Genomic DNA, 26,350 nt, shown 5'->3' with positions numbered 1-26,350 from the left:
AGATAAGGAGAGCTCAGTGGTGCTCTGTATATATAAACAGGCTCCTTCAGCTATATTCCTAAAAGGTTTTTGTGATCTTTTTTGTTTTTCCTTGTGTGTTTGATCACATGAAAAAGCCTCTGTCGGTATGACAGAGGCTTGGGTTGGTGTGTGAAGGTTGTTGGGAGAGGAAAGAGTGCCCTGGGAATAAAGCTTCACCGATAAACGGAGTTTGCACCGGGCACCCAAACTTGATAAGGCAGTCGTATCCATTAGCGGACTACGGTTTTAGTGCTAGCGTCTAGGGCGTTTAGCCGTTCTGTTTGAATATTTTCAATGGCCTTGGTTCGATCATCTTGGGCGTCCAGACGAGCCACTTGGATGGCTTCGATGGTTTTTGTCTGATTGTTGAGATATTCAACCTGAATTTTGTGATGAACCGTGGTCTTGGTGCGGTGATCGAGTGCCTCAAGGCGTTGCTGTTGCAGATTGAAACTGGTGGGTTCAGCAGCGGCAGCAATGGGGGCGAGAGTGCTAGCGTTGACTGACCAGTGGGCAGCGGATGCAACCAGAACAGTCAAAGCGGAAAGACGTGTGCGTTTCATGGTTGATGCTCCCTGATAAATCAATGAATTATTTATTTGCTCCATTGATTACCAGGATGCCGGGCCTAGCTGAACCTTATCTGACGGGTAACTGAAGGTTTCGTAAGGGCTTTCTGAGCTTGGCTGAGGAAAAATAGTGATCATCGTCACAGATTCCAGAGGCTAGTCAACAAGCTTCTAAATCTGGTTAAAATCAGTGTATTGCAATGATTTTGCGGTTTTTCAGAAATACCTGAATCAAAGAAGGGTTAGATATTTAAGTTTAGTAGTAGAAATATGCTACAGATGTGATGTTGAAGAAATAGCTCGACTGATCGAGTGGATGCGACCTGTAAGGGTGTTCCTAATTCCAGGGTCTGCCAAAATCTGGCTCATATAAACAGACCAGAATGTAGTTTGAATTTCCTATGAGATAGTTTGGTTTCGGACTTAACTACTTGCAGCCTGGAAACTGGTTGATGTGTGCCACACCATAGAAAATCAGCTCTTTATTCCGCATACGGATTTTATCAATACGCAGCTGAGTACCACTGAGGCTGAAGGAATCCAGGTCTAACAAAGCATTGACGTGTTCAATAATCGCTTTACCCAACGCTATGTCCTTATCTGTGCCACCACAGGCCACATCGACAAATGCCAGCTTAGTACGGTCATAGACCTCAATACGAGCCGTTAAAGACACAAACTGAGGTGAATTCGATATACTGCCTATGCGCACCTGACTCAATAAGCTGATGGTCTTATCATCATTCAGTAGCATTTCAGTACTGCTGAAATGAAGGGGTTGGCCCTCAAACTCCATCCGTTGCAGTTTCTCGACTACGAATGGGGTATTAAACGATGTGGTTAAATCTTCCTCAGTCAGCACAACGCGCATGGATGCCTGGGTGGGTTGCTTGATGCGCACCTGCCCTCTAAAAATAGCGCCAAAATCAATTGACACAGCCTGCACGAACAGCTCCATCGCCTTAATGCGAAGGCCGTTATACATCAACATACTGTGGCCAACGAAATCAAAGCCGTCAACGCTTCCCTGGAGCAGTTTAGCTACAGGCTCAGCTCGCACAGTGGCTTCTAGCTTGCCCGTACGTTTAAACAGAGCAGCAATGGCAGTACTCACCGCCTTGCTGACGACTTGGTCACCGCTCTGTCCTGGAAATGGTAAGTTGCCTAACACAAAGGATGTCATTCCTGATCAGTAAGCGATTTCAATGGCTGTGACGCCGAAACCAGATTTAAGGGGTCAGCTACATTATGTACCTTTTCTTAAGAAATGTAACCAGGCGTAACGATATTTTTCGCTTATATGTGCAATTGGAAGGCTAAAAGGATTTTAGTGCAGTTTTTGTCTATGGATACGGACAAACTAATGAAATGGCTCCTGGGCTATGGGAAGATACGCCACAATAGCCAGGAAAAATCGTTAAAACGGTGACAGAAAGAGGGGTTGCGGTTGACCACTATGGCAATCAAACGATGCTCCAAGCATAGAATTTTAACGGACCGGGATAGCTATGGTTTCAAGCGAGATAAATAAATTATCGGGTCATTATCCTCGTGGATGTACTTTTTTGAATGATGATTGGGATGCGATCGCACCGTTCTGGTTCCCCATTGCGTTTAGTCACGACGTTACCGATAGCCCCATCGCTGCCACCCTATTGGACCAACGATTGGTTATCTGGCGCACCAGTCAGGGCGTTTCCGTCGCTAACGACCTTTGTCTCCACCGTGGTGTGCCCATGAGTCTGGGGCACATTAATAATGATCAGCTGATCTGCAAGTACCACGGCTTTCACTACAATGCCAGCGGAGCCTGTACACTAATTCCGGCCAATCCCCAGGCAAGTATTCCGGCCCGGCTATGTCTTAAAACCTACCCCGTTCGCGAAGCGTTTGGGTTGGTGTGGACCACCCTAAGCGGAGATGGCAGCGACGCCAATATGCCCCAGTTGCCCGAGTGGGATAGCCCAGATTATCAGCCCATTTTGCCCGATAGCATTGATATTAGTGCTGCTGTGGGCCGCCAGATGGAAGGCTTTCTCGATGTGGCTCACTTTGCCTGGGTACACCATGAAGCCTTTGCCGATCGTGATAACCCAGAGGTGCCGCCCTATACAGTGACGCCAACGTCTCAGGGCTTACGAGCAGAATATCTCAGCACAGTTAGCAACTTCCCTAAAGAATTACAGCATCGAGCTCCGGCAGACTTTAAATGGCTACGGGTATTTGATGTGTTTCTACCCTTTGCCGCTATTCTGAGGGTTTATTTTCCTGAAGGCGGTCGACTCTGTATTTTGAATGCACCGTCTCCAATTTCGGCGCGCAAGACTCGGCTATTTTCGCCATTGTGCCGCAATTTTGACCAGGATCAACCCCTAGAGCCAGTCTACGAATTTAACCGTCAGATTTTTACCGAGGATCAAGAAGTCGTCGAATCCCAGTACCCAGAAGATCTGCCGTTAGATCTGCGTACCGAGTGTCACATTGAAGCCGACAAAACCTCTATTGCGTACCGCAAAGGGCTAGCAAAATTAGGCCTCAGCAAAGTGTATACAGCCTGAAACAACATGGGGACCCTCAATACTCTCCCAACAACGTTCTTAAATAATCAAACCCATCCACCCCAATCCACTGAATAATCCCCCGTCGCTGCCTCTGCAACACTTGCTCAAACGTCTCATCTCCCAACTCTCCCGATACCACTCGCAATAATCCTGCCCCCTGCCGCCACTCCGACGACCCAATTTGATGCAACAAATACATCCCTAACGCTCCATACAGCACTGACGCCTCTACATTCCCTAAGGCTCGCTGTGCCTCCGCCAAATACGTACAGGTTACCCCCTGCAAATATACATTTCCTGCCGCCTGGGTTAATGGCAACGCTTGCTCTAACGTTGCGATCGCCAACCCCGGCTGCCCTGCAATACTATAGGCAATCCCCATGCTGTTATAGGCCAACGCCTTACTCTGAAAATCCCCCAGGGTTTCTGCCAAGTCTCGCCCCCGCTCCAAATAGCCAATTGCCTGCTCATACACCGACAAATCCGGCGTATCGATTGCTCGCGCCGCAAACACCTCACTATAGCCATAGTTCACCAGCGCATTTGCTTCCCCCAAAACATCCCCCTGCTGCCGTGCCATAATTAACGCCCGCTGGCTAAAGTTCTTTGCCTCCCCATAATTCTTCTGTAGCACATGCACCCTGGCCAGATGGTTAAAGCTGGCAATCACACAGCACTGATCCCCTGCAGCCGTTGAAATCTCTAAAGCCTCTTGATGAAACTCTAGCGCTGCCTCATACCGCCCCAATGTGCGCTGAGAATAGCCCAACAATGTCAGCAACCGCGCCTTCTCCTGTGTACCCGGCACCTGTTTTAGTGGTTCACTAAAATAATCCAAAGTATCTTGCAAATATCCCCCATCAAAGGCAGCAAACACACCTCCATACAAGGGGAAATCATCCCGCTGGGCAAAGCTCCGGAGACTTTGTTGCATCAGCTGAAATGAACTTCGACTCAGATGGGGTCGGCTAGCCTGAAAGCCTTGAGCCAAACTAGCTTCAATGTTGGCAAAAATCAAAAATGTGGAGTAGGAGAGTTTTTTGCCAAGTTTTACATTATAAGGTTGTTGATCAAACCACTTCACTAATCCCCGTTTGAGATAGTGCAACAAAATCGCTAGCTGCACCCAACTACTCTCATCTAGTCGACTCCATCCCTCTGCTAGAGAAGTGACTGACTCTCCTTTTGCCAAAGCATCAAACAGCTGCTGAGCGACAGGAGACTCTAGCCGCTTTGCCCAATACTGCCAGGGACCACGGCGTTGCTCTGAGCCAAAACCAATATCTTTATCCCCCGCTTCATATAGCCAACTAACCAGTTCTCCTTCCAATTGTCTAAAAGCCGCTAGTCCAGACTCGATCCCTTTTCCTAAAGTCCTATTGCTTTCAGCCTGTAAAGACTGGGCTAGCTGTTGCAGCTGATCGCGAGTGGGTGGCTGATCTTGATTAGGATCCAACAGTTTAAGTAACGTATCGAGTTGGTCTTCCCCAACAGCTGACGAAAGCTGAGCCGTCACCGACGACACTTTTTCCTCAACCTGCCGTGTTTTTTGTAAATTCGCCCATTCCCCCTGCACCATTTTTAGGGCACGCACAATTCGAGGCCCTTTTAGCGATTTATCCTGCTCCGCCGTCTGCATCCGTTCCGCCAAACAGCGCTCAAATATTTCCCCGCTTCCCACAGGTAAACCATCTTTCAGTTGACGATACACTTGAGTCTTAGACCGAATTTTACCCTTTAGAGTAGCCTGAAGCAGCCCTTCAATTAGATCAGAGCATTGAGCGACAACGGAATTACCAGAATTAAGGGACATAGGCTAACCGGGAGTATAACAACGGGAATCCCCCTTAGGATAACGATTGAACCCAAGTCATGTCATTGTTTGGGCATTAGTTACCCTTTATATAAAGATCGCCTGCAAAACATCAACCGTAGATTGGGTTACACCTACACCAATATCTCTCTCTGCCAACCCAAACGTCTTTCACTCAACATTGCCGCACGCCCATCGGAAATTATGGTAAATCGCCATATATAGTGTGGGATTGGATCAAACTATGCCAATCTCTCTCCTAAATTCTCCATAGCCAACATTGCTACTTAAATTTTGGCGATGTTGGGTTTCGTGCTCTCAACCCAATCTACGTTACTTACGAAAGGACACTCTTCCCTTTAGGAAAAATTGAGCATCAAAAAATTGAACAGTAATGATCATGATCACCCTATTGTGATGACACATCAAGGGCTGCACCCTGATAATAAGTCTTGTTCCCATATAATGCGCTATCGATAAATTCGATATATCCGCATATTTACTCAGGCTTCTAACACTAGGGGTTCCCCCTCCCAACTCATTAGTCAGAGAACTTCTCAAGTTTCTGGAAATCCGGCAATCCTTTATGTAGAAAGGAATTCAACTAAGATAACCTCTATACTTTTTCTGGAATGTCATGCTCTTGTTAAATAAATGTTGCAGCTATTGTTTCTAATTGCTAAGGTGTGACCCATGAATTGTTCGTGATGCAGTTTGAAATGATCACCCATGCATCATGACCAAACCACTCCCATGGGAAAAGCTATAGTTTACGCGGTCGTAAACCCTAGTTCTGGGCATGACTCACGCTTAGTTATCAATTCATCTGTGCAGTCGCTGATTTGGAGAATGATTGTAACTGCTGTTAGCACAGCTTATCTGACAACCAATTGACGCTCAAAATTGGTTTATGCCAAAGATCAGCAACGCTTTATATATGTAGAGGATTTCAGCATACATACATGAAATCCTCTATGTTTCCATCTCAATAATATTCAGATATCGGTACAGTCCTGGTTCACTTGCCTTGTTGAAGATATGAACCCAGGCCATTTTGGAGTTTTTTGATTATGGATATGCAAGGAAAGACGGCTCTGGTGACCGGAGCCTCACGTGGTATTGGCCGTGCAATTGCTATTGAACTCGCCAAACAAGGTTCTGGTTACATTTTACTTATCGCCCGTGATCTTCAGAAATTGAGAGAAGTGGCAACAGAACTCCGTAAGTATGGGACTCAGGGTATCCCTCTCTCTGTTGATCTGACCGAGCCAACAGCAGTCAATATTGTTGTTGCCCAAGCATGGAAAGACTATGGGCCATTTGACCTACTGGTCAACTGTGCCGGTGTTGCCTACCAATCTAACTTTCTGAAAACCCCCCTCGGGCAAGCTCACACTGAACTATCGACCAACTTGATGGGACTATATACAGTCACCTGGCTTGTTGGACGACGCATGGCATCTCGTCGGCAGGGCACTATTGTTAACGTCTCTAGCCTCATGGGTAAAGTGGCTGCACCGACGATGGCAACGTATTCAGCCACCAAGTTTGCCATCGTCGGCTTCACCCAGGCCCTTCGCCACGAATTAGCTTCCCATAATGTCCGTGTTGTCACACTTCTACCTTCTCTGACGGACACTGACATGGTGCGAGAGTTTCACTTATTTCGTTGGGTACTGCCCCTCAGCACTGAAGAAGTTGCCCAAGGCCTCATAACTGGCCTAAAAAGCCGCAATTCAGAAATTGCTATTGGCTGGCAAAGCCATATGGCTTTATGGTTCCACCGATTTTCACCCCAAGCAATGGATGCCATCATCCGGCTGTCTAATCCGACTCAAGCTGCGCCGACATACCCCAGACCCAAAAGGGTATAAATCGCTGAATTGGCCTCAAACACGTTGTCCTTTTGCATGCGTATCTATACGTATTTTGTTCCATATCCCAGGTATTTTTTACAACCAACTACCTGGGGCATTTTTTAAGTCAAGCAAGCCATGAAATTCTTATTTCAAGAAAGTTTGTTTATTTATTAGGTTTCTAAATTTTACCCATAGTTAAGCCAGGTACCTAAGCTTGGCTAAAGGTCTATAAGCTTTAGCAGTTCTCATAGGCTTTTCATTCCATCAGGGCTATTCAAAGGTGCTTCCAAATGCAGACGCTGTGAACAGGGCTAATAAAAAGCTATGGAGGGTGATCACCCCCAATACCATTCGGAGTATTAGTGGCTAAGATAGTTAATATATTGACTTAATTGAATAAACAATGAGTTTCTAGAAGACTCAATTCTTCATATTTAAGTCAATAAGTTACGTCCAGTCCATTGGGCTATAAATAAGCGTTTTCCTGCTATTTTTCCAGTCTTTACAGAAAATTAGTTGTTCGTTTCAATAGGCACAATTTGGCAATTGGGTAGTTATACTAGTAGGGTGTAACACCCCCCGTATAAAGCTTCGTAGTTACGAGCGGCAACGGATAACATCAACGATCTGAAGATCAGCAGTTGTTCCGATTTGCGAACGAGGATCCGGAAAACCATGTTGTGGTTTGGGATCTATTTTCTGCGCATAAGGATTACCGGTTTATACACAAGCCTATGTTCTTTTATGCCTGTAGCGTTTCCTGTGTGTCACTCCCTTGTGTGTCACCAAAGTAGATGTCGAAGTTTATTTAAATTGACTTCAACATTACATAGGTCCAAGTGACCTAACTGAGAAAGAGGCTTATGCCGGGATTGTTGTTAAGTAGGTGACGAATGCCATGGTTGATGTGAAAGCACCTCCCTTACGGGAATACATTAACGTCATGGAACTGTTAGTAGCAGAAGAGGTTGAGCAACAGCTACGCCAGCTACCAACTCGTGTTCTTAAATATGTCAAACCGATTGAGGTTGAGACCTATGCCTTAAATCGGTTGCCTCCTCTATATGCAGTCAGTGAGAAAGGTTGGCAATCTCAATATCACAAGGCCAAATATGAACTGCGAAAAGAGATTAACAATGCTGTTAGGCAAGCCATTGCGGCAGTTCAGGTAGATCCTCTACGAGCCTCTCGTCCTTTGGTACGTCGCTCTGCGATTGCTGGAGCCAATGCAGCTTTGTTAGAGCAGTTTCGAGCTGCACTGGGGCAACCCAATTTAACTTGGGAGTCTCTGTTGCGTAAGTGCAAGCGGGCTGGTGCTGCCAGACGTGGGGCAGTGACTGGAGAAGCAGAACCACCTCTACCTACCAAGCCCTATGCAGCAGCGGCTGCCCACGATGTGGATGCTGCCCCCGATGCGGATGAGTATGCAGCAGCCTATGCATCTGAACATGCAGACCATATGGATCACCATGGAACCGTTTGGCGGCCAGGTACCTATGGTGAAACATCCTGGCATCCTAAGCGGAACTATGGCTATCAGACGCCAAAGCCTCCTTCCACCTCAACCTACGATTGGAATGATTCTCGATATCGGTGAAAATTTAATCTTGTAGAGGCGTTCCATGGAACGCCTCTACATCTTGTTAATTAGCGGGTTTCAACCATTTTCTGGGCGATCGCCAAGGCTTGTTTAACCTGCTCAAACCCGGTTCCGCCCAGGCTATTCCGAGCTGCGACAACTTGCTGCGGTGCGATCGCATCATAAATATCCTCTGCAAACGCGGGATGAATTGCCTGCCATTCTTCTAACGTCAGATCCTTAAGCAATTTGCCAGCCGCCAACGAGGTTTTGACCACTGTACCCACAAGGTTGTAAGCATCCCGAAAGGGTACTCCCTTAGCGGCTAAATAATCAGCCACATCGGTGGCATTGGAAAAGTCGTTAGCCACAGCTTCTGCCAATCGCTGCGGTCGAAACTCCAGTCCCTGATGCAGAAGAATCGTCATAGACTGCAGACAGGCCTGCACCGTACCCACGGTATCGAACAGCGCTTCTTTATCTTCTTGCAAGTCTTTGTTGTAGGCCAGAGGCAATCCCTTCATCATGGTCAACAAGCCCTGCAAATGGCCAAACACCCGCCCTGTCTTGCCTCGCACCAGCTCCGGCACATCGGGGTTTTTCTTTTGAGGCATAATACTCGACCCGGTGGAACAGCTGTCCGTGAGGGTGACAAATCGAAATTCTTCTGATGCCCAAAAAATCACCTCCTCGGCCAGACGTGATAAATGCACCATGATCAGGCTAGCGGCATTGACAAACTCAATGGCAAAGTCCCGATCGCTGACGGCATCCAGACTGTTGGCATAGATGCGTTCAAATCCTAGCTGATCGGCGGTGTACTGGCGATCGATGGGGAAGGTGGTCCCGGCCAAGGCTCCAGCTCCCAACGGAGAGGTATTAACACGTTTAGCTACATCGCCTAAACGCTCGTAGTCACGTTGGGCCATCTCTACGTAGGCAAGCAGGTGATGGGCCAGACTCAGGGGCTGAGCTCGCTGTAGATGGGTATAGCCAGGGATTAGGGTGTCTACGTGGACTGAGGCATGGGCTAGCAAGGCTTTTTGAAAGTCTCGGATCAAGGTGCGGATGGTTTTGATGTGCGATCGCAAATACAACCGAATATCCGTCCCCACCTGATCATTCCGCGAGCGTCCTGTATGCAACTTTTTGCCCAGTGGCCCCAGCAGTTCAGTTAACCGACGTTCTACCGCAAAATGGACATCTTCTTCGTCCACACCAGGGGTAAACGTCCCTTGACGATATTCTTGGCGAATCGCCTCTAAACCATCCACCAACTGCTGACCTTCAACTTCAGAAATGATGCCAACCTTCGCCAACATCTTGGCATGGGCCTGGGACCCGGTCAGATCGTAGTCAACCAGGGCAATATCAAACCCAATGCTGGCATTAAATTCCGCAATAACCGGATGTAATCCCGTCTCAAATCGCTGACTCCAGGGGGTAGGTGATGTACTCAAATCGTGAAAACTCCTGCCAATAATGAAGATGCCGACGCGCACCGCCTAAACTTACCCTAAAGCGCACTAGGAGACTATCCAATTACCTGTGCCTAACCTTAATAAGTAGTGATACCTCGAATTACATAGCCCACTACCATGCCAATGAGTAATGCCCACAGCTGACCTGAGTCCACAAAATTACCTAGAATATCCCCAGAGCGGTCAAAGAAGTTATCCTCAAACTGCTGAGCGATCACAGGCATAGTAACGGCAGCAACTGGCTGATCCACAATTGGCGTAACAGGTGTGAAATCACCAAAAGCGCTAGAGGATTTCTCGATTTTCATGGGGCTTACTAAAAATTTGGTAGATAAATAATCGGGCAAATCGATCATTGCACTACACCTAGATAACATCAAGCCATTTCCGGAATTGTAGGGATTTTGCACAGAAAACCCTTACAATTCCAGAAATAATCGGCCCCCCCCTACTCTTCAATTGCAGATAATTGCCGAAACTCAGCAGGTTGGGTCACCTTCATGACCACCAGCGTCGTATCGTCATCCTTAGAACGATCAGGACCAATAAAGTGACGCAATAAATTGAACAGATAGTCCAAAATCTCTTGGGAGCTTTCTAAGTTACGACAGGCCCAGCATACAGCCTTGATCAAATTGTCTTCATCAAAGCGCTCACCACGAATATTAGCTGCATCGGTAAAGCCATCCGTATAAAAAATCACCACGTCACCTGGATACAGCTGCATTTGTCCCTCATGGTAACGGGTATCAATATCCAACCCCAGCAGCATACCGTCAGCATCTAACCGACTGATGGTATTGTTAGCCGCCTGCCAAAGCAGTGGTGGATTATGGGCTGCATTACCATAGGAAAATAGCTGGGTCCTGGGGTCATATTCTGCATAAAACAACGTCACAAACCGATTTGAACTCTCCAAATCGGTGTGCATAACGCAGTTGAGATTCTGCAGAATTTGCCCAGGGGAATGATCGTTGAGCACCTCTGCCCGCAACATGCCCCGCAACATGGTCATAATCAAACCTGCGGGTACACCCTTTCCCATCACATCACCAATGGCAATACTCCATGGTTGGGCGGATGATAATTGAGTCGCCGGATTACGTAACTGGTCGTAGGTAGTTGGAATGAAATCGTAGTAGTCTCCACCAACTTTTTGAGCCGTTTGACAGCGAGCGGCCAGATCCACACCCTCAATGATTGGGCACTGGCGAGGTAGCAATTTTTCTTGGATCTCCGCCCCTAGCTCTAGTTCTCTATCCAGCCGCTCTTTTTTACGTAGAGCCAAGGTCAACTCATCATTTTCAATCGCTACAGCTGTCTGGTCAGCCACCAATCGAACCAGCTTTTGCCGGGTCTCTGTCCAAGCATAGTCGCCATCATCACTAAATACATAGAGACGCCCACGCTCAACATTTTGAACAATGATGGATGTGCCAAATAGCTTCAGTTCTGGAGCCAGAAAGTGATTTAGCTGCTGATCCAAAGTCACCATGGCATTACGAGCTGCCTGATGGGTCAGAGCCACGGATTCGCCATCCGATCCTTTACCCCCTGACGAAACTGCCAGAGAAGACGTAATCTGACGTGTAGCCGACTCCAAGGCATAACGCACAGTCTGACAGGTGTCGTTAGTCGGACAATAAAGGCGCTCTAGGCGTAGCTGACCATTGGGACGAAACAATACCAGAGCACCGCCAGTCGCATCGGTTACCCGATTGGCAATCATTGGGATCAGCTCTAAAAACTGACTAATGTTGTTCAGGCTTCGCAGGGCAAACCCTAAAGAACTCAGCAAATCCTGGATTTTGTACTGCTCACGCTGTAGTCGAGCCACCAGTTCTTTGAGTGCAAAAACAGGTGTGCCGCCCGGTAGGGTGCTGCCCTCGGGAAGGGAATTAAAGGGTAGCGAGGGACTAGGCGACATAAGCACAATCGACAACACCGTCGATAGTTAGGAGCAGTAGGACAAAAAAACACCAGTGAATGCAAGGCAATATAGCGGTCAAAGTCACGCTTGGCAACTAGATATTTAAGGTTAACTATAAGTCTTCAAACAAACTTGCTAACGCAAAATTTTAGACACCAAGATAGCATCTCCGCCACAACCGTCAAGGGTATTTTGCTCATCCTGATGACTTTCCCTAGGGCCACTGCACTCGGTAGGTGTGGAAAACCTCACCTGCAACCTGCTTCGTGACCTTAGCTCCCATACGTTTAATCAACCCTCGCCAATGGGGTAAATCCACTAGTTCAACATCAGCGCCCAAATAGGTTTCTAAAATAGCCCAATTTTCTGCTAATTCTTCTTCTGGGTTAATGACATCAAAAATAAAATGCCCCCCTGGCTTTAAGCAGGGCTTTACAGCGGTCATTACCCGTTCCCAGTAGTCCAATGGATAATAGCAACTAAATCCAGTCGCGATTACCAAATCAAATGTCGCTGGTTCATAGTCGAGCTTATGGGCTGGGGCTAATTGAACACCCTTAAATAATTTTGAGTCCAGCTGAGGCCCCCGTTGATTGAGGGCCGCCTGGGCAACCTTGCTGATTTCTTGACCAACGAATACCGCTTTCCACTCTTTCCAGGGATAAATCAAAAAACTGAGGCCACAGCCAAGGTCTAAGCAGCGTTGACCTTTCTTAGGGCGGGCGACTTCCCAAAACTTAGTGGTAATACGCGGGGTTAAACTACCCGCCACCCACTCCCGAAATACCGCCATCTCTTCGACCTCATCCGGTAGCTCAAATGATTTACCTCCATACTCTTGGTCAAACCTTTGAGCTACTGCCTGTAGCTGGGAAACTACCATCCTTGGGTATCCTTCTCACTAAATAATCGAATTAATCGAATTAATTACAGGCGGTCAATCGCTAACGCCCCTTCAGTGCCTTGGTAAAGTTCTGACGATAGGAGGCACTAATAATAAACACAGGCCAAAGCAGTGTTAAATACAGCTTGCCGCTACTGAAGTTGGTGCGATTAAAGCCGGTCCAAAATTTCCAAGCGCCATAGCCATAACCGCCTAACAACAATAGTCCTAACAAAGTGGGCATAGATTTATCCTCGCAATGGTCAATAAAGTAATCAGTGCACTCAAGCTTATAGTTATAGCCGTTGGAAATTTTGTCTGCAGGATATTAATGCTGATAGTCATAGACCGTCAATGGCAATAGGTCATGGAACACAATACGCGTCACCTTATAGCAGTAGACTAGGTACTTTGAAGGCTTGCTTAATGAATATAAAGTTGAGCTTAACAAAGCAAGTACAATTGACACTGCATACATCTAGCACGGCAAAAGAAATGTAATCACTCAAAGCACATATTGCCTGAGTGTATTTCAAAGGTTAGCGTCGTTGTCTATTCACAGCTAACCTTCAATCAAAATTGTTTGAATTCTCATAACCCACAGGAGGAATTATGCGCGCAGTACTCATGGCTGGTGGTTCTGGAACCCGACTTCGACCGCTAACTTGTGACCTGCCAAAGCCCATGGTTCCTGTGCTCAATCGTCCAATTGCAGAACATATTGTCAATCTGCTAAAGCGACACGATATCAATGAAGTCATCGCTACGTTACACTACTTGCCCGATGTGATGCGTGACTATTTCCAGGATGGGCGCGACTTTGGTGTACAGATGACTTACGCGGTGGAGGAAGATCAGCCTTTGGGCACCGCAGGATGTGTGAAGAATATTGCTGAACTCCTGGATGACACATTTCTAGTCATTAGCGGCGACAGTATTACGGATTTTGACCTTAAAGAAGCGATTCGATTTCATAAGGAAAAAGGCTCTAAAGCAACCCTGGTCTTAACCCGCGTGCCAAACCCCATTGAATTTGGCGTAGTCATTACAGATGAAGACGGACGCATCAAGCGTTTTTTAGAAAAGCCCTCCACCAGTGAAATTTTCTCAGATACAGTCAACACTGGCACCTATATTCTTGAGCCTGAAGTCTTAGATTACCTACCTGAAAATCAAGAAAAGGACTTCTCTAAGGATCTGTTCCCTTTATTACTGGAAAAGGGGGAGCCGATGTACGGCTACGTGGCCGAAGGCTACTGGTGTGATGTGGGCCACCTCGAAGCCTATCGGGAAGCTCAGTATGATGCCCTTGAAGGCAAAGTATTGGTGGATTTTGCCTATCCTGCATCTTCCCCCGGTATCCATGTAGGTCAAAATACCCACATTGATCCAACCGCTGTGATCAAACCACCGGTTTTGATTGGCCGAAACTGTCGCATTGGGGCTCGGGTTACCTTAGAACCAGGCACAGTCATTGGTGACAATGTCACCGTTGGCAGTGATGCTGACCTTAAACGCCCCATCATTTGGAATGGAGCCATCATCGGTGATGAGACCCATTTACGAGCCTGTGTAATTGCCCGGGGTACTCGGGCCGATCGACGAGCTCACGTGTTAGAAGGTGCAGTGGTCGGTGCTCTCTCCACCGTCGGGGAGGAGGCACAAATTAGTCCAGGGGTCAGGGTATGGCCTAGTAAGCGGATTGAGTCTGGAGCCACACTCAATATCAACTTAATTTGGGGCAATACGGCCCAGCGCAATCTTTTTGGTCAGCGCGGTGTGACGGGGCTGGCCAATATTGATATTACCCCTGAATTTGCAGTCAAACTAGGGGCAGCCTATGGGTCTACCCTGAAACCGGGGTCCTATGTCACCGTTTCCAGGGACCAGCGCAGTATTGCCCGCATGGTCTCCCGATCTTTGATTGCCGGGTTGATGTCTGTGGGTATCAATGTCCAAAATCTAGAAGCAACGGCCATTCCTGTGGCTCGCGTCATCCTCCCAACATTAGATGTTGCTGGTGGCATTCATGTCCGTCTGCATCCTGATCGGGCCGATCAAATCTTGATTGAGTTCTTTGACAAGAAGGGTATTGACATTCCCAAAGGCAAGGAAAAGAAAATTGAAGGAGCTTACTTCAAGGAAAATCTGCGGCGATCGCAAATCCATGAGATTGGCGAAGTCTCCTATCCAGCCAACCTAATAGACATATACACCAGGGAATTCGAGAAACGACTGAATGTAGGCTCTATTCGCCACAGCAATTCTAAAGTCGTCATCGACTATGCCTATGCGGTTTCCGGTGCCGTCCTACCGAGATTGCTAGGAAAATTTGGTTGTGATGCCGTTGTGCTAAACGCTAGTCTGAGCCAAACTGCTCCCTCCATGGCCGAACGAGAACACATGTTAGGCCAGTTGGGTCAGGTAGTTCAGGCTCTACAAGCTACAGTTGGGGTACAGGTAGCAGCCAATGGCGAACAGCTAGTGCTGATGGATGAAGTGGGCTCACCGATTCGCGGAGAAATGTTAACGGCCCTGATGACCCATATGATTCTGACGGCCCATCCCCAGGGAACAGTAGTTGTACCGGTTCATACCTCTGGAGCAATTGAGCAAATTGCTCGTCGCCATGGTGGCCATGTCGTTCGCACCAAAGCTAACCCAACTGCCCTCATGGAAGCTTGTCAGGCCAGCAGCAATGTTGTTTTAGGTGGCAGCGGTGACATGGGCTTTATCTTCCCTCAACTCCACCCTGGTTTTGATGCCATGTTCTGCATCGCCAAGTTAATCGAAATGTTAACTATCCAGGAACAGTCCTTGGGCCGTATCTGGGGTGACTTACCCAGAATTTCCCATCGAGTACAAACTCTACGTTGCCCATGGACTATCAAAGGTGCACTGATGCGTTATCTTGTGGAGAGTCATCCCGCTGATACTCTTGAACTGGTGGATGGTGTCAAAATAGTTGACCGTACTCGCGATAACTGGGTGTTGATTTTACCTGACGCTGGCGATCCGCTGGTCCATATCTTTGCCAATAGCGCCGACCGTGATTGGGTAGATACCCATCTACAGGACTATCGCCAACGGGTTCAAAGTTTCATTGAAAAAGAGCAAGGTATTCGAGAGGAACAAGTCGTATGAATCATTGCATCCTCATGGGCGAGATTGTCGAGAGCCCACAGCTGCGCTACACCTCCGACAACCAAACCCCCATTGCCGAATTTAAGATCAAAATAGCTGGGCTGCGCCCAGATGATAGCCCATCGCAGTTTAAGGCCGTTGGTTGGGGCAACCTGGCACAGACAATTCAAGACGCTAGCTACGGTCCTGGTGATCGAGTCGTGGTTGAAGGTCGATTAACCATGAAAACCGTTGATCGACCTGAAGGGTTTCGTGAAAAGCAAGCGGAAATCACCGTCCAACGTCTGCACCGCATTGCCGAGATGCAATCTATGCTGATGGCAGCGGCACCTCCCATCGCTGAAGGTAGTCATAGCGGCAGTCGTCCAGCTGCCTCGACTCCTCAGCCAAGCAGCCCACCGACTAATACCACGACGCCTGATTACGACGAAATTCCGTTCTAGTCATAGCCTTATAGAGGTAGTCTGCGATTATGAAGTTGTCAATTAATGGCCCACCTAAGTTTATTCGGCGCGGGTGGGTCATTAATTATTGATAGTTAGACTTACAGATATCCCTGCAAAAAATCAAACGGCTCGTCTTCCCAACAAGGCTCTGGATAGAGCTGCCTTAAACGAATACAGACATCGATCAAAATTTCTTCGACTTGCAGGTCATCAAATATATCCTCCAAAGCCTGTTCATCACGATGCCGCAAAGCGGTCAACGGTTCTGCATGGAACGTCAGTGGCTTTAGGAATGGATGAATTTGAGATTGCTGTCGCGCATGACGAACGTCCTGCCAAGAACATGTCCAAGAGTCTTGGGTAGAAGTTTTATCAGTGAACGAGGAAAAACGAGATTTTGGCTCAACTCCTATTACAGTCTGAGCAACCGAATAAAAACCATTAGAGGGCTTGGCTTCAGGAAAATTAGTGTCGGGCATAGGCTGAATGTCCGTTATCAAACCATTGTATTGGTCCATAAGACAGTTCGCTATTCTAGACAACAAACATCAAGCTCTAGACAACAAACATCAAGCACCCGTGAGGCTATTTCTAACGCCCGACCTGTTGAAATAATTGAACTCAATCCCGACTCTGTAGGCCTATGCATCATGATTAGATGCCAGTCCTACGTAGTAATGCCTAAACTTTTATATCTTCAGCATGGCGACGCCAGCTGGTTGGTGATTCTTCCAGATACTGAGCTGATAGTCGAAATACCTCAGTAAAATGCTGGACAAGTATGGGTTTCACCTCGGCTAACGTAATGCCATGCACAAACTGAGCCATAGAGCCAACCGGTCGATCAGCTATACCACAAGGGGTAATGCGCTCAAAGCCTGATAAATCTGGACAAATATTCAGAGCAAACCCATGCATGGTGATCCACCGGCTGACCTTAATGCCAATTGCAGCCACTTTATAATCATCAACCCATACACCAGTCAAACCTTGAATGCGCTTGGCTAAAAGGTTGTAGTGAGCAAGCGTACGAATCACAACCTCTTCTAACTGGCGCAGATACCAATGCAAATCTTTGCGATGGTAATGCAAATTCAAAATGGGATACCCCACTAATTGGCCAGGGCAATGATAAGTGACTTCACCGCCACGTTCTACTCGATGCACTTTATAACTGGGATTAGTTAAATCAAAATGCACAAACTGCTCTTGCGAGCCAGCGCCCAGGGTATATACCGGAGGGTGCTCAGTCAACACCAGAACATCGTCTGCGTTAGAGTCCTGTTTACGTGTAGACACCAATTCTTTCTGATATTCCCAAGCCAATTTATAGGCGATTAAGCCAATATCTTGAACAATAAGCTTTCTATCTTCAGTCACTATAAGAATGTTGATTCTGTATCAGCTTTTCGTCACTTTATACCTGCTTTAACTGACTTTATATATGCAAAAAAATGAATGTAGTAGAGTCAGAAAAATACTGAGATATCGAGTAATTCAGAACTATCTATACATCACAAGAGAAAGATTAAAAAAGTATTAAGAGTCGCAAAAATCAACCCCCCTTCCCAAGGAGGGGATCAATGTTCACAAGTGCTAGAACCCTTATTGTACAAGAAATTTTGTGATCTTGAGGAAACACATAAGACTCAAATCATCCCGCGCTAATCCTAAAGATTTATCAACGGATAAAAATGTTTCTAAACAGAAAAAATCTCTCAGAATTAAAGTGCTAGGGTGAAACTAATCGCTTATCTTCTATCAGTGGAGGCAGCTTTATGAAGCTTGTTATCCAAGGAAAAAATCTTGAAATTACAGAGGCTATTCGCCAACATGTTTCACAAAAAATTGAGAAGTCAGTTAGCCATTTTCAACGAATGATCAATAAGGTTGATGTTTGTTTGTCTGTGGCTGGTGGTACAAAAATGCCCAATCGGCAGTATGCAGAAGTTACAGTTCATGTAAACCGCGCTGTAGTAAGGGCCGAAGAAAGCAGCGAAAGCCTATATGCCAGTATTGATTTAGTAGCGGATAAGATTTGTCGGCAGCTTCGCAAATACAAGGAAAAACGTCGCAGTTCTGATCATGTATCAGTGCGTTCCATGGAGATTGATACTACTTCTCAGGATGCGAATTTGCATGTCACTGAGCTGTTAGAGCAGGGCCAGCCCCAACTGCCAGCAGAGGTAGTTAGAACAAAATATTTTGCAATGGCTCCCATGTCAGTGCAAGAAGCCCTGGAAAATCTACAGCTTATTGATCACGATTTTTATGTGTTTTATAACTTGGAGACTGACCAAATCAACGTGATATATGAAAGGAATCACGGTGGGTATGGACTGATTCAGCCTCGTCCTGCGGGTGCCAATAATGGCCATGGCAACGGCCATAGTGCCCATGTGTCTGTTAGCAATAACGGACATCTTCAGACCGATAAACATCACCTGCAATCCGCACCTCTGCGCAATTAGATGTCAGTAGGTAAGGCATCTATTGTGCACCTTTAACCTTCAAAGCCGTTGATATGCCTGACAGTGCATACCAACGGCTTTATTTTTAGGTTGAGAGTGCCAACGCCCCAGCCTATTGATTCAGATTATCGATGCTATCTACATCAGAGATAACATCGTAGGTTTGATTAGCAAAGGTTACCCGGTCTCCTGCCCATAGTTTGCGACCGCGTCGTAACTCTACCTCATCGTTCACTCGTACATGGCCAGCCTGAATCAGATGTTTGGCTTCACCGCCGGATTGAACTAAGTCATTGAGCTTTAGGAACTGGCTTAGTTTTATAACGTGTTCGGACATGATGGATATTCAAAGGCAATAGTTAGTTCTCTAAGACAACGACGTTAGGATAACTTCAAAGCACTGACGGGTACATCATCCCAAGAGTCTACAGTGCGCAATCGAGCGACCCAACCAGCTTCTTTTTGCTCATCTGTTAATGATGCTTGAAACGTTGCATGGCATTCTTCAGCAGCATTTTGATCACAACAAGCGATGGCAGAGTAGACAATCCCAGAGGGATCTATATGCTCATTTACCCAAATCATAAAAGTCAAACTAGTGTGGGTAGAGGTTATGCAGCTGCTGGCTCACCTGATAAGCTCTGGATTGTTTGCTGCATCTCAGCAATGGCTTGCAACTGGTAGTCATTGACCTCTTGGAACCGTTCTAGCGTAACAAATACTCCATCCAGCATGTGTTGGATAGTATCCATTTTTTCAGCCGCAGGACCCATATACTCGTTACGGGTTGCGATCGCACGCTCCAAACCAGCCCAATCCTTAATCGCCTGCTCAAACGTGTCTCGTTCCTTCTCCAGATTAGACCGCTGATTGTCCAACTCAGACTGCTTAGTATCTACCTGCTGCTGTAATGAGTTACAGCGATTTTCCAACTCAGCAATTAACTTCTCTAACTCCACAGCCTGGGTCGCTAGCTCCTGACGGACCTGATCGATATGTTCCAGCACTGGCTCCAAATCAGCTGCATTTTCCACAGGGCTATCAACAGTTGCCTGACCCTGACGCCGCAATAAAACAGCTCGATGCTGGCTTAGTACCTCTTCCCGTTCCAGCAAATTACGGCGCTGACCAACCAAGGTTTTATTGAGCATATCGTAACGATCTTGCTCGTCACTGATATCAGCTTCAATCTGCATCCTGTCATACTCGCTAGCAGCTTCCGCTTTCTGCTTCAGCTCATCAATCGCCTGCTGCTGGTATGTCAGCTCTTCCTCTTGGTCACTAACAAAGCGAGACATCTTTTCCAAATCTGTTTCCATACCCGTCAGCAAAGCCTCAAGGTCTTCGATAGACATCTCCTCAAGTTTGGTGAGGTCAATTTTCTTACCCAAACGTACCTGATCACCAGTATTCAGTAGCTCATAGACCTTTTGATATACTCCACTCTGCTGATTAATCTGCTCTGATACCAGTTGGTTTTGCTGCTTTTTCTGAGCAAGCTTTACCTTTGATTCCCGCAATTCTATACATAGTGCATTGAAAGCGCTGCGATCAGCATCAACAGTCTGGTAAAGCTGCTGCACCGACTGCTTGAATCGCTCTACATCATGGCTCTTAGATTGCAGCTGATCCTGTTGTTCAGAGCCAGTCTGCTGCAAACCTTGTAAAATGCCCTGATACTGCCCCAGGGAATCACGAGTGCTACCAAGTTGCTGACGCAGGTCCTCCATTGGCACTACGTTAACCATCAACTGCTCAACGGCATCTCTTAGCTTTTGCGTCTGGCTCGAATCTAAACCTGTCTGAGACGATAACGTTTCACGATGCTCTTCAAGCCTTTGTTTCTCTCCGTTTAAGTGCGCCCATGCGCCCTCCAGCTCAGAGTTTTTGCGTTCGTAGTCTTGGCGCTGTTCATCTAGCTCAGCGCGAAATGTCTCTAACTCTTGCTTTTGCGTATCTAACTCAGAGAGTTCAGTCGCCGCCTGCTTGATTTCATCTTCGCGGGTATCTAACTCCAGCTCACGTTGATTAAGCGCCTGACTTTGATAGGTTAGGGACTCTTTCCACTGTTCAATCTCGTCTTCTTGAGTTTTAAATTTTTTGTTGAGACTAGAAAAATTTTGCAGGATGCTGACCAACTGACGTCCCGCCTCATAATGACGCTGAACCTGACGACCATTGGACAGCTCAATTAAAATCAGCGCGCCAGAGCTATAACCTGCATCATCTGGAGCTGGGACTAGTTCATCTCCAGAGACAGCACTCCAATTTTGCTCCGAGCGCTCACAAGCTAAGAGTTTAAACTCAGCTCGGCTGCTGCCCATAAATCCACTTTTTTTCTGAACCTCGGCCAAATAACGCACGCTGGCATCCCCTTCGTCTATACAAATAGCTACCGGAAACAGCTACTCAGTTACACAATATCCACGTCTCGTTTAGTTAGTAATATAGAAGCTTAAGGCACTGTATTTATCAAAATATTGAAGCAAAATCAATAGCCAAACGATATTTATCTGAGCGACTCTAGACCTAATAATCCCAAGCTATTCGCTAGTGTATACGTGTCCGATGGAAACCTCTAACCTATAAAAAACAATTCTCCCAAAAGCGCTAAACCATGGAGGTTAACTATCACTTCAATGAATTAATTCCTCTCTAATATGTACATTCCTACGTGCGCATACGGCTAATCAATAGACACCACCACATACCATTCACATAAAAAATGTCACTTTATAAACAGCAGCTAAACTGCTTAGAGCACATAGCCACCTCATATAAAGACAGTGTAACTGTAGTTAAGTGCTAATAATTGTAGCTAATGCCGTATATCAATGTAGCCAACCTAGTTACCAAGTGCCAATTCCTTAGGACAAATCTATGCAGGGCCAGTTAAGCGAGCTGGATATTCGCAGTATTTTTCAACTGATTGATATTGGTCAGCAAACCGGAGAACTTTATATTGAATCTTTCGATGGGCCAGCTAACTCATGGCTAGTGTTTTTTGCCAATGGCGGCATTCTTTACGCTGGACGCACCAATGAACAGCTAAATCGGCTGCGCGATATTTTGTATCCCCTCAAGTTAGAGGTTCAGTGGGAAAGTGTTGACCTGTCTAATCTAACTCCCCTCCGTCCACCAGAGTACGGAGCTCTATGGTGGTTGCTAGAAAATGGCCATCTCACCACTCAACAAGCACGTTCCGTACTTTACCGTTTGATCGAAGAAACGCTTTTTGAAGTCATCAGCTTACATCAAGGGCGATTTTTGTTTCGCTTTCACGCCTCCCTGAGCCCTCAACTTACCGAATTTGACACCAAACCCCTGGTAAAGCGAGTGATTCGACAGTTACAGGGATGGTTGCGACTACAGCCTCGGTTAAATTCTTTTTACGATTGCCCCTTCCTAGCCGACACTTACCGTACAGACTCAGCATCCCTACCGCCACTTTTGGCCATGTCTGATGGCAAAACATCTGTGATTCAAATCTCGCGCCACCTAAGTCGAAATATTTTTAGTGTTGCTAACGGGCTATATCCTTATGTCCAGAAAGGGCACATCCAAATGGTGCATAGTCTACAGGCATCGCATCGCATCCAGACTAAAGCCCCTATTAATAATGCCGTTCCTCGCATCGTATGTATTGACGACACCCTAGCTGTCAGACAGGCCATAGAAATGATGCTGGATGCCTATGGCTACGAAGTCACATCCATTGGGAATCCAGTAAAAGCCTTGAGTTTACTGTTCAGTCTTAAGCCCGATCTCATTCTCTGTGATGTAGCTATGCCTGAACTAGAAGGGCATCAACTATGTGCCATGTTGAGACAGGCTCCATATTTCCAATCAGTTCCTATCATCATGCTGACAGGGAAAGACAGCTTTGTAGATCGTGTCAAAGCCAACATGGTTGGAGCCACAGACTATCTAACTAAACCCTTTGGCGAACCAGAGCTGTTAGCCTTAGTAGAAAGATACGTAGGTAGGGGCAATCCTAAGCGTCTTGCCCCTGAAATGCTACTTGAGCAGGAAATATCAGCTACCCTAAACCCTGAGAACTGGAGTAATCCATAATGATGGAAGATATCGAGTGGAAATCATTCTCTTTTCGAATTTATTAATGATTTTTACGTAACTTGTAGAACCATTACGCTCCATCCAACCAAAAGAATTTTGATGAAAGTTTAATAAATTAGATACGTACGGGTATTTTATTAGGCACAAGCGGTAGGGTGTGCATACCATCATGCACCAAATAGCCAACCAATCGCTGCTTTCCCAGGTGAATCCCAATTAACTGGGCATATTAGTCAACTTAAATAGTTATTTCCCCCTAGGGGGGCATAATGGGTTGAATCAAGATATGAACCGGTCTTAAACGGCGAAATTCAGGTTATGAGTACGGTTTTAGTAGTGGAAGACAGTGTTGCCCAACGAGAAATGATTATTGACTTATTAAAGGGTAATGGTCTACAAGTGACTGTCGCTAGCGATGGTGTTGAAGCATTGGCTCATATCCAGGGAGATCTACCTGACTTAGTCGTTTTAGACATCGTCATGCCCCGCATGAATGGGTACGAAGTCTGTAGACGTATTAAGTCTGACCCTGCCACACAAAATCTGCCTGTTGTACTGTGTTCTTCTAAAGGTGAAGAATTTGACCGTTATTGGGGAATGAAACAAGGAGCTGATGCTTATATTGCCAAGCCATTTCAGCCAACTGAGCTAGTGGGCACAGTCAAACAACTGCTACGTGATTGAAATGCCAAAGATTTTTGAGGTAATAGGGGCCGATGGTAGGTAATCCAGACTTTCAAACCGGAGTAGGGCAAGATCAAGACCCTGAACTACAAAAGCTTGAAACGCCTGATGGCGAACTTCATCTGCGCTTCTATGTCGGAGCCGATGATGAATTTGCTTTACCTGCCATTGGTATTCGCCGAATCATTGAAAATCCCCCTGACCGTATCACCCCTGTTCCCAATGTGTCTCCTTTATTACTTGGAACTTTGAACGAACAAGGGCGTGTCATATGGGTTGCCGATCTAGGGCAGTTTTTAGGTTATTCTCAACCGATGAATACTGACAGGGCAGAAATTCCAGTGATTGCTGTCGAACATCAGGGGACTATGTTAGGCTTAGCCGTTAATCAGATAGTGGGTACAGATTGGCTAGATGCGGAACGCATGAAGATGTCCCGCGACTACTCCGATACAATGGCACCTTTTCTAAAGGGGGAATGGGTACTAGATGCCAATACGGATCGCTCATTACGCCTATTAGACCATGTTGCCATACTGCGCTCGGCGCGTTGGGTAGCTTAGGGTCGATGGGTTGAAAATATGGAGAAGTTTAGACTGGCAGGAGAATACAGATGGCATCGGGCATAGATTACGCTCAAACCTATCAAGCAGCAGAACGTGCATATATGCAGGGCAGTTATGAACAAGCTGCTGACATTATTGAGCAACTGGCAGAAAATTACCCGAGCGATCCCAATGTGCTCCTGCTCAAGGGTCACATCTATTGCTATGGGCTAAGTGCGTACGATGTAGCCCGCACTCAATATAAATCCGTCTTAAATTTAACGTCCGATCCTGAGTTCGTTAATTACGCCAACAATGGCCTTACCTATGCAGAACAGATGGATGTTAGCCAGGTACAGGCTGATGAGAATGGCATAGAGGATATTACTGCAGATGGTCTGTTTGACTCCATAGAGCTCTATGGCGATATGGGAGAAGAGGGTGATGACTTGAGTGCCGGGCTCGATTTGTCCTTTGAAGAAGCAGATGGGGCAAGTTTTCAAACCGAGCCAACAGTAGACTCACCCACTGACCTAAGTGCACCCGAACCAAATGCACTAGAAAATGAAGATAGCTATGATCTTGCCACTGAAGCTACAGGCGATCCCTTCAATGCTACTGCTGATTATGAGAGCACCTCTGGTGATCAAGGTTTAGAGTTGGACGACGAGGACGATCCATTCTCCATTAGCGATTTGTCCATAGGTGGAGATCTAGGTAATGCTGAACTTTTAGATCCATTTGCGGACAGCAGCTTGGAAGGTCTTATTGAATCCTCAGAGGAAGAAGAGATTACCCTCGATAGCGTCGTCCGTGATGGGTCTTCAGCACCCATTCAAGATGTATCACAATTTGATCAAGATGATTTCGACGAAGCTTTTCCATCTGCACCGTCTTCATCGGGTGAGCTGGAAGACTTTCCAGATGTGGATGACTTTTTAGAGACAGGTAGTAGTTCTCTGGAGATTGATCGCCCTGAACTTGAAGTGGGTTTGGATGCTGGTTCAGACTTATTAGAAGAGCCAGATGATAAAACCCTCTTCATGATGGAACCGGATGATGCTCAACCCGACACTATGCCTATCGGGGATTTTCAAGAATTTGATGAGGCATCTACCTTGCCAGGTATTGAGACCACCGACAATGGGCTAATGGATGATGACATTGACGAACAGACTTTTCCAGGCGTTGATACGATGGAAGGCTTGGAAAGTCAGCAAGGCGGCGATATCGATTTCCTCGATGAGTTTGATGAATTTGATGATTTAGGCAGCCTGCCAGAATTTGATCTATCCGAAGGTGGTTCTACCGAATTTACGGAGGCTTCAGAAACATCAGAGGGAGGGTTTGCTGAAGCTCCAGTTACCCGTGGCGGTTCTGGCTTTAGTCTAGTAGAGGAGGATGACCAGGCAATCATTGGAGACGATGACATCTTTAGCATCGAAACTGCCGATCAGCTGCCATCCTTTACCCAAGGGGAAGAGTCGCCCGTTGTTGTTCCTGAAGTAGAAAGCGAGGGGATTTTTAATACCCTGAACAATGCGCCGCTTGCCACTAAACGCTTAATCATGGCAGGGGCTGCAGGACTAACATCTGTGATTGCAGTTGCAGGGGTTAATCTAGCTACCTTAGGACGGCTACCTGCTGATAGCACATCTCCAGGCAATCGAAACCTAATTGCCCGAGTGTATCCTGCTGCCATGGGAGGTGCTGCAGGTATCGTTAGCTTTGTGACGGTATTTGGATTAGGATTTTTATTAGATCGCCAATCGAAACGCTCAATTGATAATCTTCAACAGCAGTTTGACTTGGTTTCCCAAGGAGATCTAAATGCGCGAGCAACTGTTCACTCTAGTGATGAGTTAGGTCAACTGGCCACAGGGTTTAACAAGATGGCTCGGGTCATTCTCACGACGACTAGTGAGGCCCAGCGAAAAGCGCAGGAACAAGAACAGGCTAAAGAGGATCTACAGCGCCAGGTAATTCGTCTATTGGACGATGTAGAAGGAGCTGCCCGGGGTGATTTAACGGTTCAGGCAGAGGTCACAGCCGATGTTTTAGGAGCGGTCGCTGATTCGTTCAACTTAACGATTCAAAATCTGCGAGAAATTGTACAGCAGGTGAGTGCAGCAGCACTACAGGTGACTAAGAGTTCGTCTGATAATGAGATGTTCGCCCGCAGCCTATCAGCAGATGCCTTGCGACAAGCTGAGGAGCTGGCAGTCACCTTGAATTCTGTACAGGTCATGACTGAATCTATTCAGCGTGTAGCAGACAGTGCGCGGGA

The 26,350-nt window shown here is 46.6% G+C and carries 23 protein-coding genes; 10 read left to right on the top strand and 13 right to left on the bottom strand.

The annotated features are described in order from the left end of the window. Positions 1-251: 251 nt before the first annotated feature. Both DXZ20_RS31285 and DXZ20_RS31280 read right to left on the bottom strand, forming a co-directional pair. Positions 252-584 (bottom strand): hypothetical protein, encoded by a 333-nt coding sequence (locus DXZ20_RS31285; RefSeq protein WP_250565066.1) that lies wholly within the window; start codon positions 582-584, stop codon positions 252-254. 433 nt (positions 585-1,017) lie between these two features. Beyond that, positions 1,018-1,773, bottom strand: coding sequence for an LmeA family phospholipid-binding protein (locus DXZ20_RS31280; protein ID WP_163667001.1), 756 nt, complete (start codon positions 1,771-1,773; stop codon positions 1,018-1,020). Between the two features lie 382 nt (positions 1,774-2,155). Here DXZ20_RS31280 and DXZ20_RS31275 point away from each other — a divergent pair, with 382 nt between their 5' ends. Beyond that, on the top strand, positions 2,156-3,148 hold the full coding sequence (locus DXZ20_RS31275) for a Rieske 2Fe-2S domain-containing protein (RefSeq protein ID WP_348918738.1): 993 nt from the start codon (positions 2,156-2,158) through the stop codon (positions 3,146-3,148). Between the two features lie 16 nt (positions 3,149-3,164). Here DXZ20_RS31275 and DXZ20_RS31270 read toward each other — a convergent pair whose 3' ends face one another. Next, positions 3,165-4,964 (bottom strand): tetratricopeptide repeat protein, encoded by a 1,800-nt coding sequence (locus tag DXZ20_RS31270; protein WP_163702771.1) that lies wholly within the window; start codon positions 4,962-4,964, stop codon positions 3,165-3,167. 1,070 nt (positions 4,965-6,034) lie between these two features. Here DXZ20_RS31270 and DXZ20_RS31265 point away from each other — a divergent pair. Both DXZ20_RS31265 and DXZ20_RS31260 read left to right on the top strand, forming a co-directional pair. Beyond that, entirely contained in the window at positions 6,035-6,838 is an 804-nt protein-coding gene (locus DXZ20_RS31265; RefSeq protein ID WP_163702770.1) for an SDR family NAD(P)-dependent oxidoreductase, read from the top strand. Positions 6,839-7,721: 883 nt separating this feature from the next. Beyond that, entirely contained in the window at positions 7,722-8,420 is a 699-nt protein-coding gene (locus DXZ20_RS31260) for a late competence development ComFB family protein (protein WP_250565065.1), read from the top strand. A gap of 50 nt (positions 8,421-8,470) precedes the next feature. On the opposite strand, the gene argH is transcribed toward DXZ20_RS31260, so the two are convergent. From argH to DXZ20_RS31235, 5 genes are all read right to left on the bottom strand, one after another. Next, a complete protein-coding gene (gene argH, locus DXZ20_RS31255) occupies positions 8,471-9,862 on the bottom strand; it encodes an argininosuccinate lyase (RefSeq protein WP_163666993.1) in 1,392 nt (463 codons plus the stop codon). A 98-nt stretch (positions 9,863-9,960) separates the two neighbouring features. Beyond that, complete coding sequence (locus DXZ20_RS31250) at positions 9,961-10,191, bottom strand: hypothetical protein (protein WP_163702769.1); 231 nt, start codon at positions 10,189-10,191, stop codon at positions 9,961-9,963. A 140-nt stretch (positions 10,192-10,331) separates the two neighbouring features. Further along, a complete protein-coding gene (locus DXZ20_RS31245) occupies positions 10,332-11,810 on the bottom strand; it encodes a PP2C family protein-serine/threonine phosphatase (protein ID WP_006517825.1) in 1,479 nt (492 codons plus the stop codon). A gap of 217 nt (positions 11,811-12,027) precedes the next feature. After that, entirely contained in the window at positions 12,028-12,696 is a 669-nt protein-coding gene (locus DXZ20_RS31240) for a class I SAM-dependent methyltransferase (protein WP_163702768.1), read from the bottom strand. Positions 12,697-12,757: 61 nt separating this feature from the next. After that, positions 12,758-12,940 (bottom strand): hypothetical protein, encoded by a 183-nt coding sequence (locus tag DXZ20_RS31235; RefSeq protein ID WP_163666989.1) that lies wholly within the window; start codon positions 12,938-12,940, stop codon positions 12,758-12,760. Between the two features lie 368 nt (positions 12,941-13,308). Here DXZ20_RS31235 and DXZ20_RS31230 point away from each other — a divergent pair, with 368 nt between their 5' ends. Together DXZ20_RS31230 and DXZ20_RS31225 are read left to right on the top strand one after the other, a co-directional pair. Continuing rightward, positions 13,309-15,840 (top strand): sugar phosphate nucleotidyltransferase, encoded by a 2,532-nt coding sequence (locus DXZ20_RS31230; RefSeq protein ID WP_163666987.1) that lies wholly within the window; start codon positions 13,309-13,311, stop codon positions 15,838-15,840. Beyond that, positions 15,837-16,283: a single-stranded DNA-binding protein gene (locus DXZ20_RS31225; protein WP_163666985.1), complete on the top strand. Its 447-nt coding sequence runs from the start codon at positions 15,837-15,839 to the stop codon at positions 16,281-16,283. The genes DXZ20_RS31230 and DXZ20_RS31225 overlap by 4 nt, the downstream gene beginning before the upstream one ends. 101 nt (positions 16,284-16,384) lie before the next feature. On the opposite strand, the gene DXZ20_RS37915 is transcribed toward DXZ20_RS31225, so the two are convergent. Together DXZ20_RS37915 and lipB are read right to left on the bottom strand one after the other, a co-directional pair. Continuing rightward, on the bottom strand, positions 16,385-16,765 hold the full coding sequence (locus tag DXZ20_RS37915) for a hypothetical protein (protein ID WP_250565064.1): 381 nt from the start codon (positions 16,763-16,765) through the stop codon (positions 16,385-16,387). A gap of 202 nt (positions 16,766-16,967) precedes the next feature. Then, positions 16,968-17,666: a lipoyl(octanoyl) transferase LipB gene (lipB, locus tag DXZ20_RS31215; protein ID WP_348918135.1), complete on the bottom strand. Its 699-nt coding sequence runs from the start codon at positions 17,664-17,666 to the stop codon at positions 16,968-16,970. A gap of 398 nt (positions 17,667-18,064) precedes the next feature. Between lipB and hpf the strand changes: the two genes are divergently transcribed. After that, positions 18,065-18,757, top strand: coding sequence for a ribosome hibernation-promoting factor, HPF/YfiA family (hpf, locus tag DXZ20_RS31210; protein WP_163702767.1), 693 nt, complete (start codon positions 18,065-18,067; stop codon positions 18,755-18,757). A gap of 112 nt (positions 18,758-18,869) precedes the next feature. Here the strand turns inward: hpf and DXZ20_RS31205 are convergent, their stop codons facing one another. From DXZ20_RS31205 to hmpF, 3 genes are read right to left on the bottom strand one after another with little or no spacing between them, the layout of a single operon-like run. Beyond that, a complete protein-coding gene (locus tag DXZ20_RS31205) occupies positions 18,870-19,094 on the bottom strand; it encodes an RNA-binding S4 domain-containing protein (RefSeq protein ID WP_163666981.1) in 225 nt (74 codons plus the stop codon). Positions 19,095-19,138: 44 nt separating this feature from the next. After that, complete coding sequence (locus DXZ20_RS31200; RefSeq protein ID WP_006517816.1) at positions 19,139-19,342, bottom strand: hypothetical protein; 204 nt, start codon at positions 19,340-19,342, stop codon at positions 19,139-19,141. 26 nt (positions 19,343-19,368) lie between these two features. Beyond that, the gene (gene hmpF, locus DXZ20_RS31195) at positions 19,369-21,120 is read right to left on the bottom strand and encodes a pilus motility taxis protein HmpF (protein WP_163702766.1); all 1,752 of its coding nucleotides are present in this window, start codon (positions 21,118-21,120) and stop codon (positions 19,369-19,371) included. A 517-nt stretch (positions 21,121-21,637) separates the two neighbouring features. On the opposite strand from hmpF, the gene DXZ20_RS31190 reads away from it, so the two are divergent. The 4 genes from DXZ20_RS31190 to DXZ20_RS31175 form a co-directional block, all read left to right on the top strand. Beyond that, complete coding sequence (locus tag DXZ20_RS31190) at positions 21,638-22,831, top strand: response regulator (RefSeq protein WP_163666977.1); 1,194 nt, start codon at positions 21,638-21,640, stop codon at positions 22,829-22,831. A gap of 321 nt (positions 22,832-23,152) precedes the next feature. Next, positions 23,153-23,518, top strand: coding sequence for a response regulator transcription factor (locus tag DXZ20_RS31185; protein WP_006517813.1), 366 nt, complete (start codon positions 23,153-23,155; stop codon positions 23,516-23,518). A 32-nt stretch (positions 23,519-23,550) separates the two neighbouring features. After that, on the top strand, positions 23,551-24,081 hold the full coding sequence (locus DXZ20_RS31180) for a chemotaxis protein CheW (RefSeq protein ID WP_163666975.1): 531 nt from the start codon (positions 23,551-23,553) through the stop codon (positions 24,079-24,081). Between the two features lie 50 nt (positions 24,082-24,131). Next, a partial coding sequence (locus tag DXZ20_RS31175) for a methyl-accepting chemotaxis protein (protein WP_163703673.1) occupies positions 24,132-26,350 on the top strand: 2,219 nt, incomplete at its 3' end.

The sequence above is a fragment of the Adonisia turfae CCMR0081 genome (assembly GCF_011009555.1).
Classification (GTDB): Bacteria; Cyanobacteriota; Cyanobacteriia; order Phormidesmidales; family Phormidesmidaceae; genus Leptothoe; species Leptothoe turfae.
The sequence above is the reverse complement of the archived record's forward strand: the minus strand, read 5'-3'. Positions and strand labels throughout refer to the sequence as shown.

Excerpts from the sequence above, each read along its gene's own strand:
- DXZ20_RS31285 (WP_250565066.1), bottom strand. The coding sequence starts at position 584 with ATGAAACGCACACGTCTTTCCGCTTTGACTGTTCTGGTTGCATCCGCT.
- DXZ20_RS31280 (WP_163667001.1), bottom strand. The coding sequence starts at position 1,773 with ATGACATCCTTTGTGTTAGGCAACTTACCATTTCCAGGACAGAGCGGT.
- DXZ20_RS31270 (WP_163702771.1), bottom strand. The coding sequence starts at position 4,964 with ATGTCCCTTAATTCTGGTAATTCCGTTGTCGCTCAATGCTCTGATCTA.
- DXZ20_RS31265 (WP_163702770.1), top strand. The coding sequence starts at position 6,035 with ATGGATATGCAAGGAAAGACGGCTCTGGTGACCGGAGCCTCACGTGGT.
- DXZ20_RS31260 (WP_250565065.1), top strand. The coding sequence starts at position 7,722 with ATGGTTGATGTGAAAGCACCTCCCTTACGGGAATACATTAACGTCATG.
- DXZ20_RS31250 (WP_163702769.1), bottom strand. The coding sequence starts at position 10,191 with ATGAAAATCGAGAAATCCTCTAGCGCTTTTGGTGATTTCACACCTGTT.
- DXZ20_RS31245 (WP_006517825.1), bottom strand. The coding sequence starts at position 11,810 with ATGTCGCCTAGTCCCTCGCTACCCTTTAATTCCCTTCCCGAGGGCAGC.
- DXZ20_RS31240 (WP_163702768.1), bottom strand. The coding sequence starts at position 12,696 with ATGGTAGTTTCCCAGCTACAGGCAGTAGCTCAAAGGTTTGACCAAGAG.
- DXZ20_RS31235 (WP_163666989.1), bottom strand. The coding sequence starts at position 12,940 with ATGCCCACTTTGTTAGGACTATTGTTGTTAGGCGGTTATGGCTATGGC.
- DXZ20_RS31230 (WP_163666987.1), top strand. The coding sequence starts at position 13,309 with ATGCGCGCAGTACTCATGGCTGGTGGTTCTGGAACCCGACTTCGACCG.
- DXZ20_RS31225 (WP_163666985.1), top strand. The coding sequence starts at position 15,837 with ATGAATCATTGCATCCTCATGGGCGAGATTGTCGAGAGCCCACAGCTG.
- DXZ20_RS37915 (WP_250565064.1), bottom strand. The coding sequence starts at position 16,765 with ATGCCCGACACTAATTTTCCTGAAGCCAAGCCCTCTAATGGTTTTTAT.
- hpf (WP_163702767.1), top strand. The coding sequence starts at position 18,065 with ATGAAGCTTGTTATCCAAGGAAAAAATCTTGAAATTACAGAGGCTATT.
- DXZ20_RS31205 (WP_163666981.1), bottom strand. The coding sequence starts at position 19,094 with ATGTCCGAACACGTTATAAAACTAAGCCAGTTCCTAAAGCTCAATGAC.
- DXZ20_RS31200 (WP_006517816.1), bottom strand. The coding sequence starts at position 19,342 with ATGATTTGGGTAAATGAGCATATAGATCCCTCTGGGATTGTCTACTCT.
- DXZ20_RS31190 (WP_163666977.1), top strand. The coding sequence starts at position 21,638 with ATGCAGGGCCAGTTAAGCGAGCTGGATATTCGCAGTATTTTTCAACTG.
- DXZ20_RS31185 (WP_006517813.1), top strand. The coding sequence starts at position 23,153 with ATGAGTACGGTTTTAGTAGTGGAAGACAGTGTTGCCCAACGAGAAATG.
- DXZ20_RS31180 (WP_163666975.1), top strand. The coding sequence starts at position 23,551 with ATGGTAGGTAATCCAGACTTTCAAACCGGAGTAGGGCAAGATCAAGAC.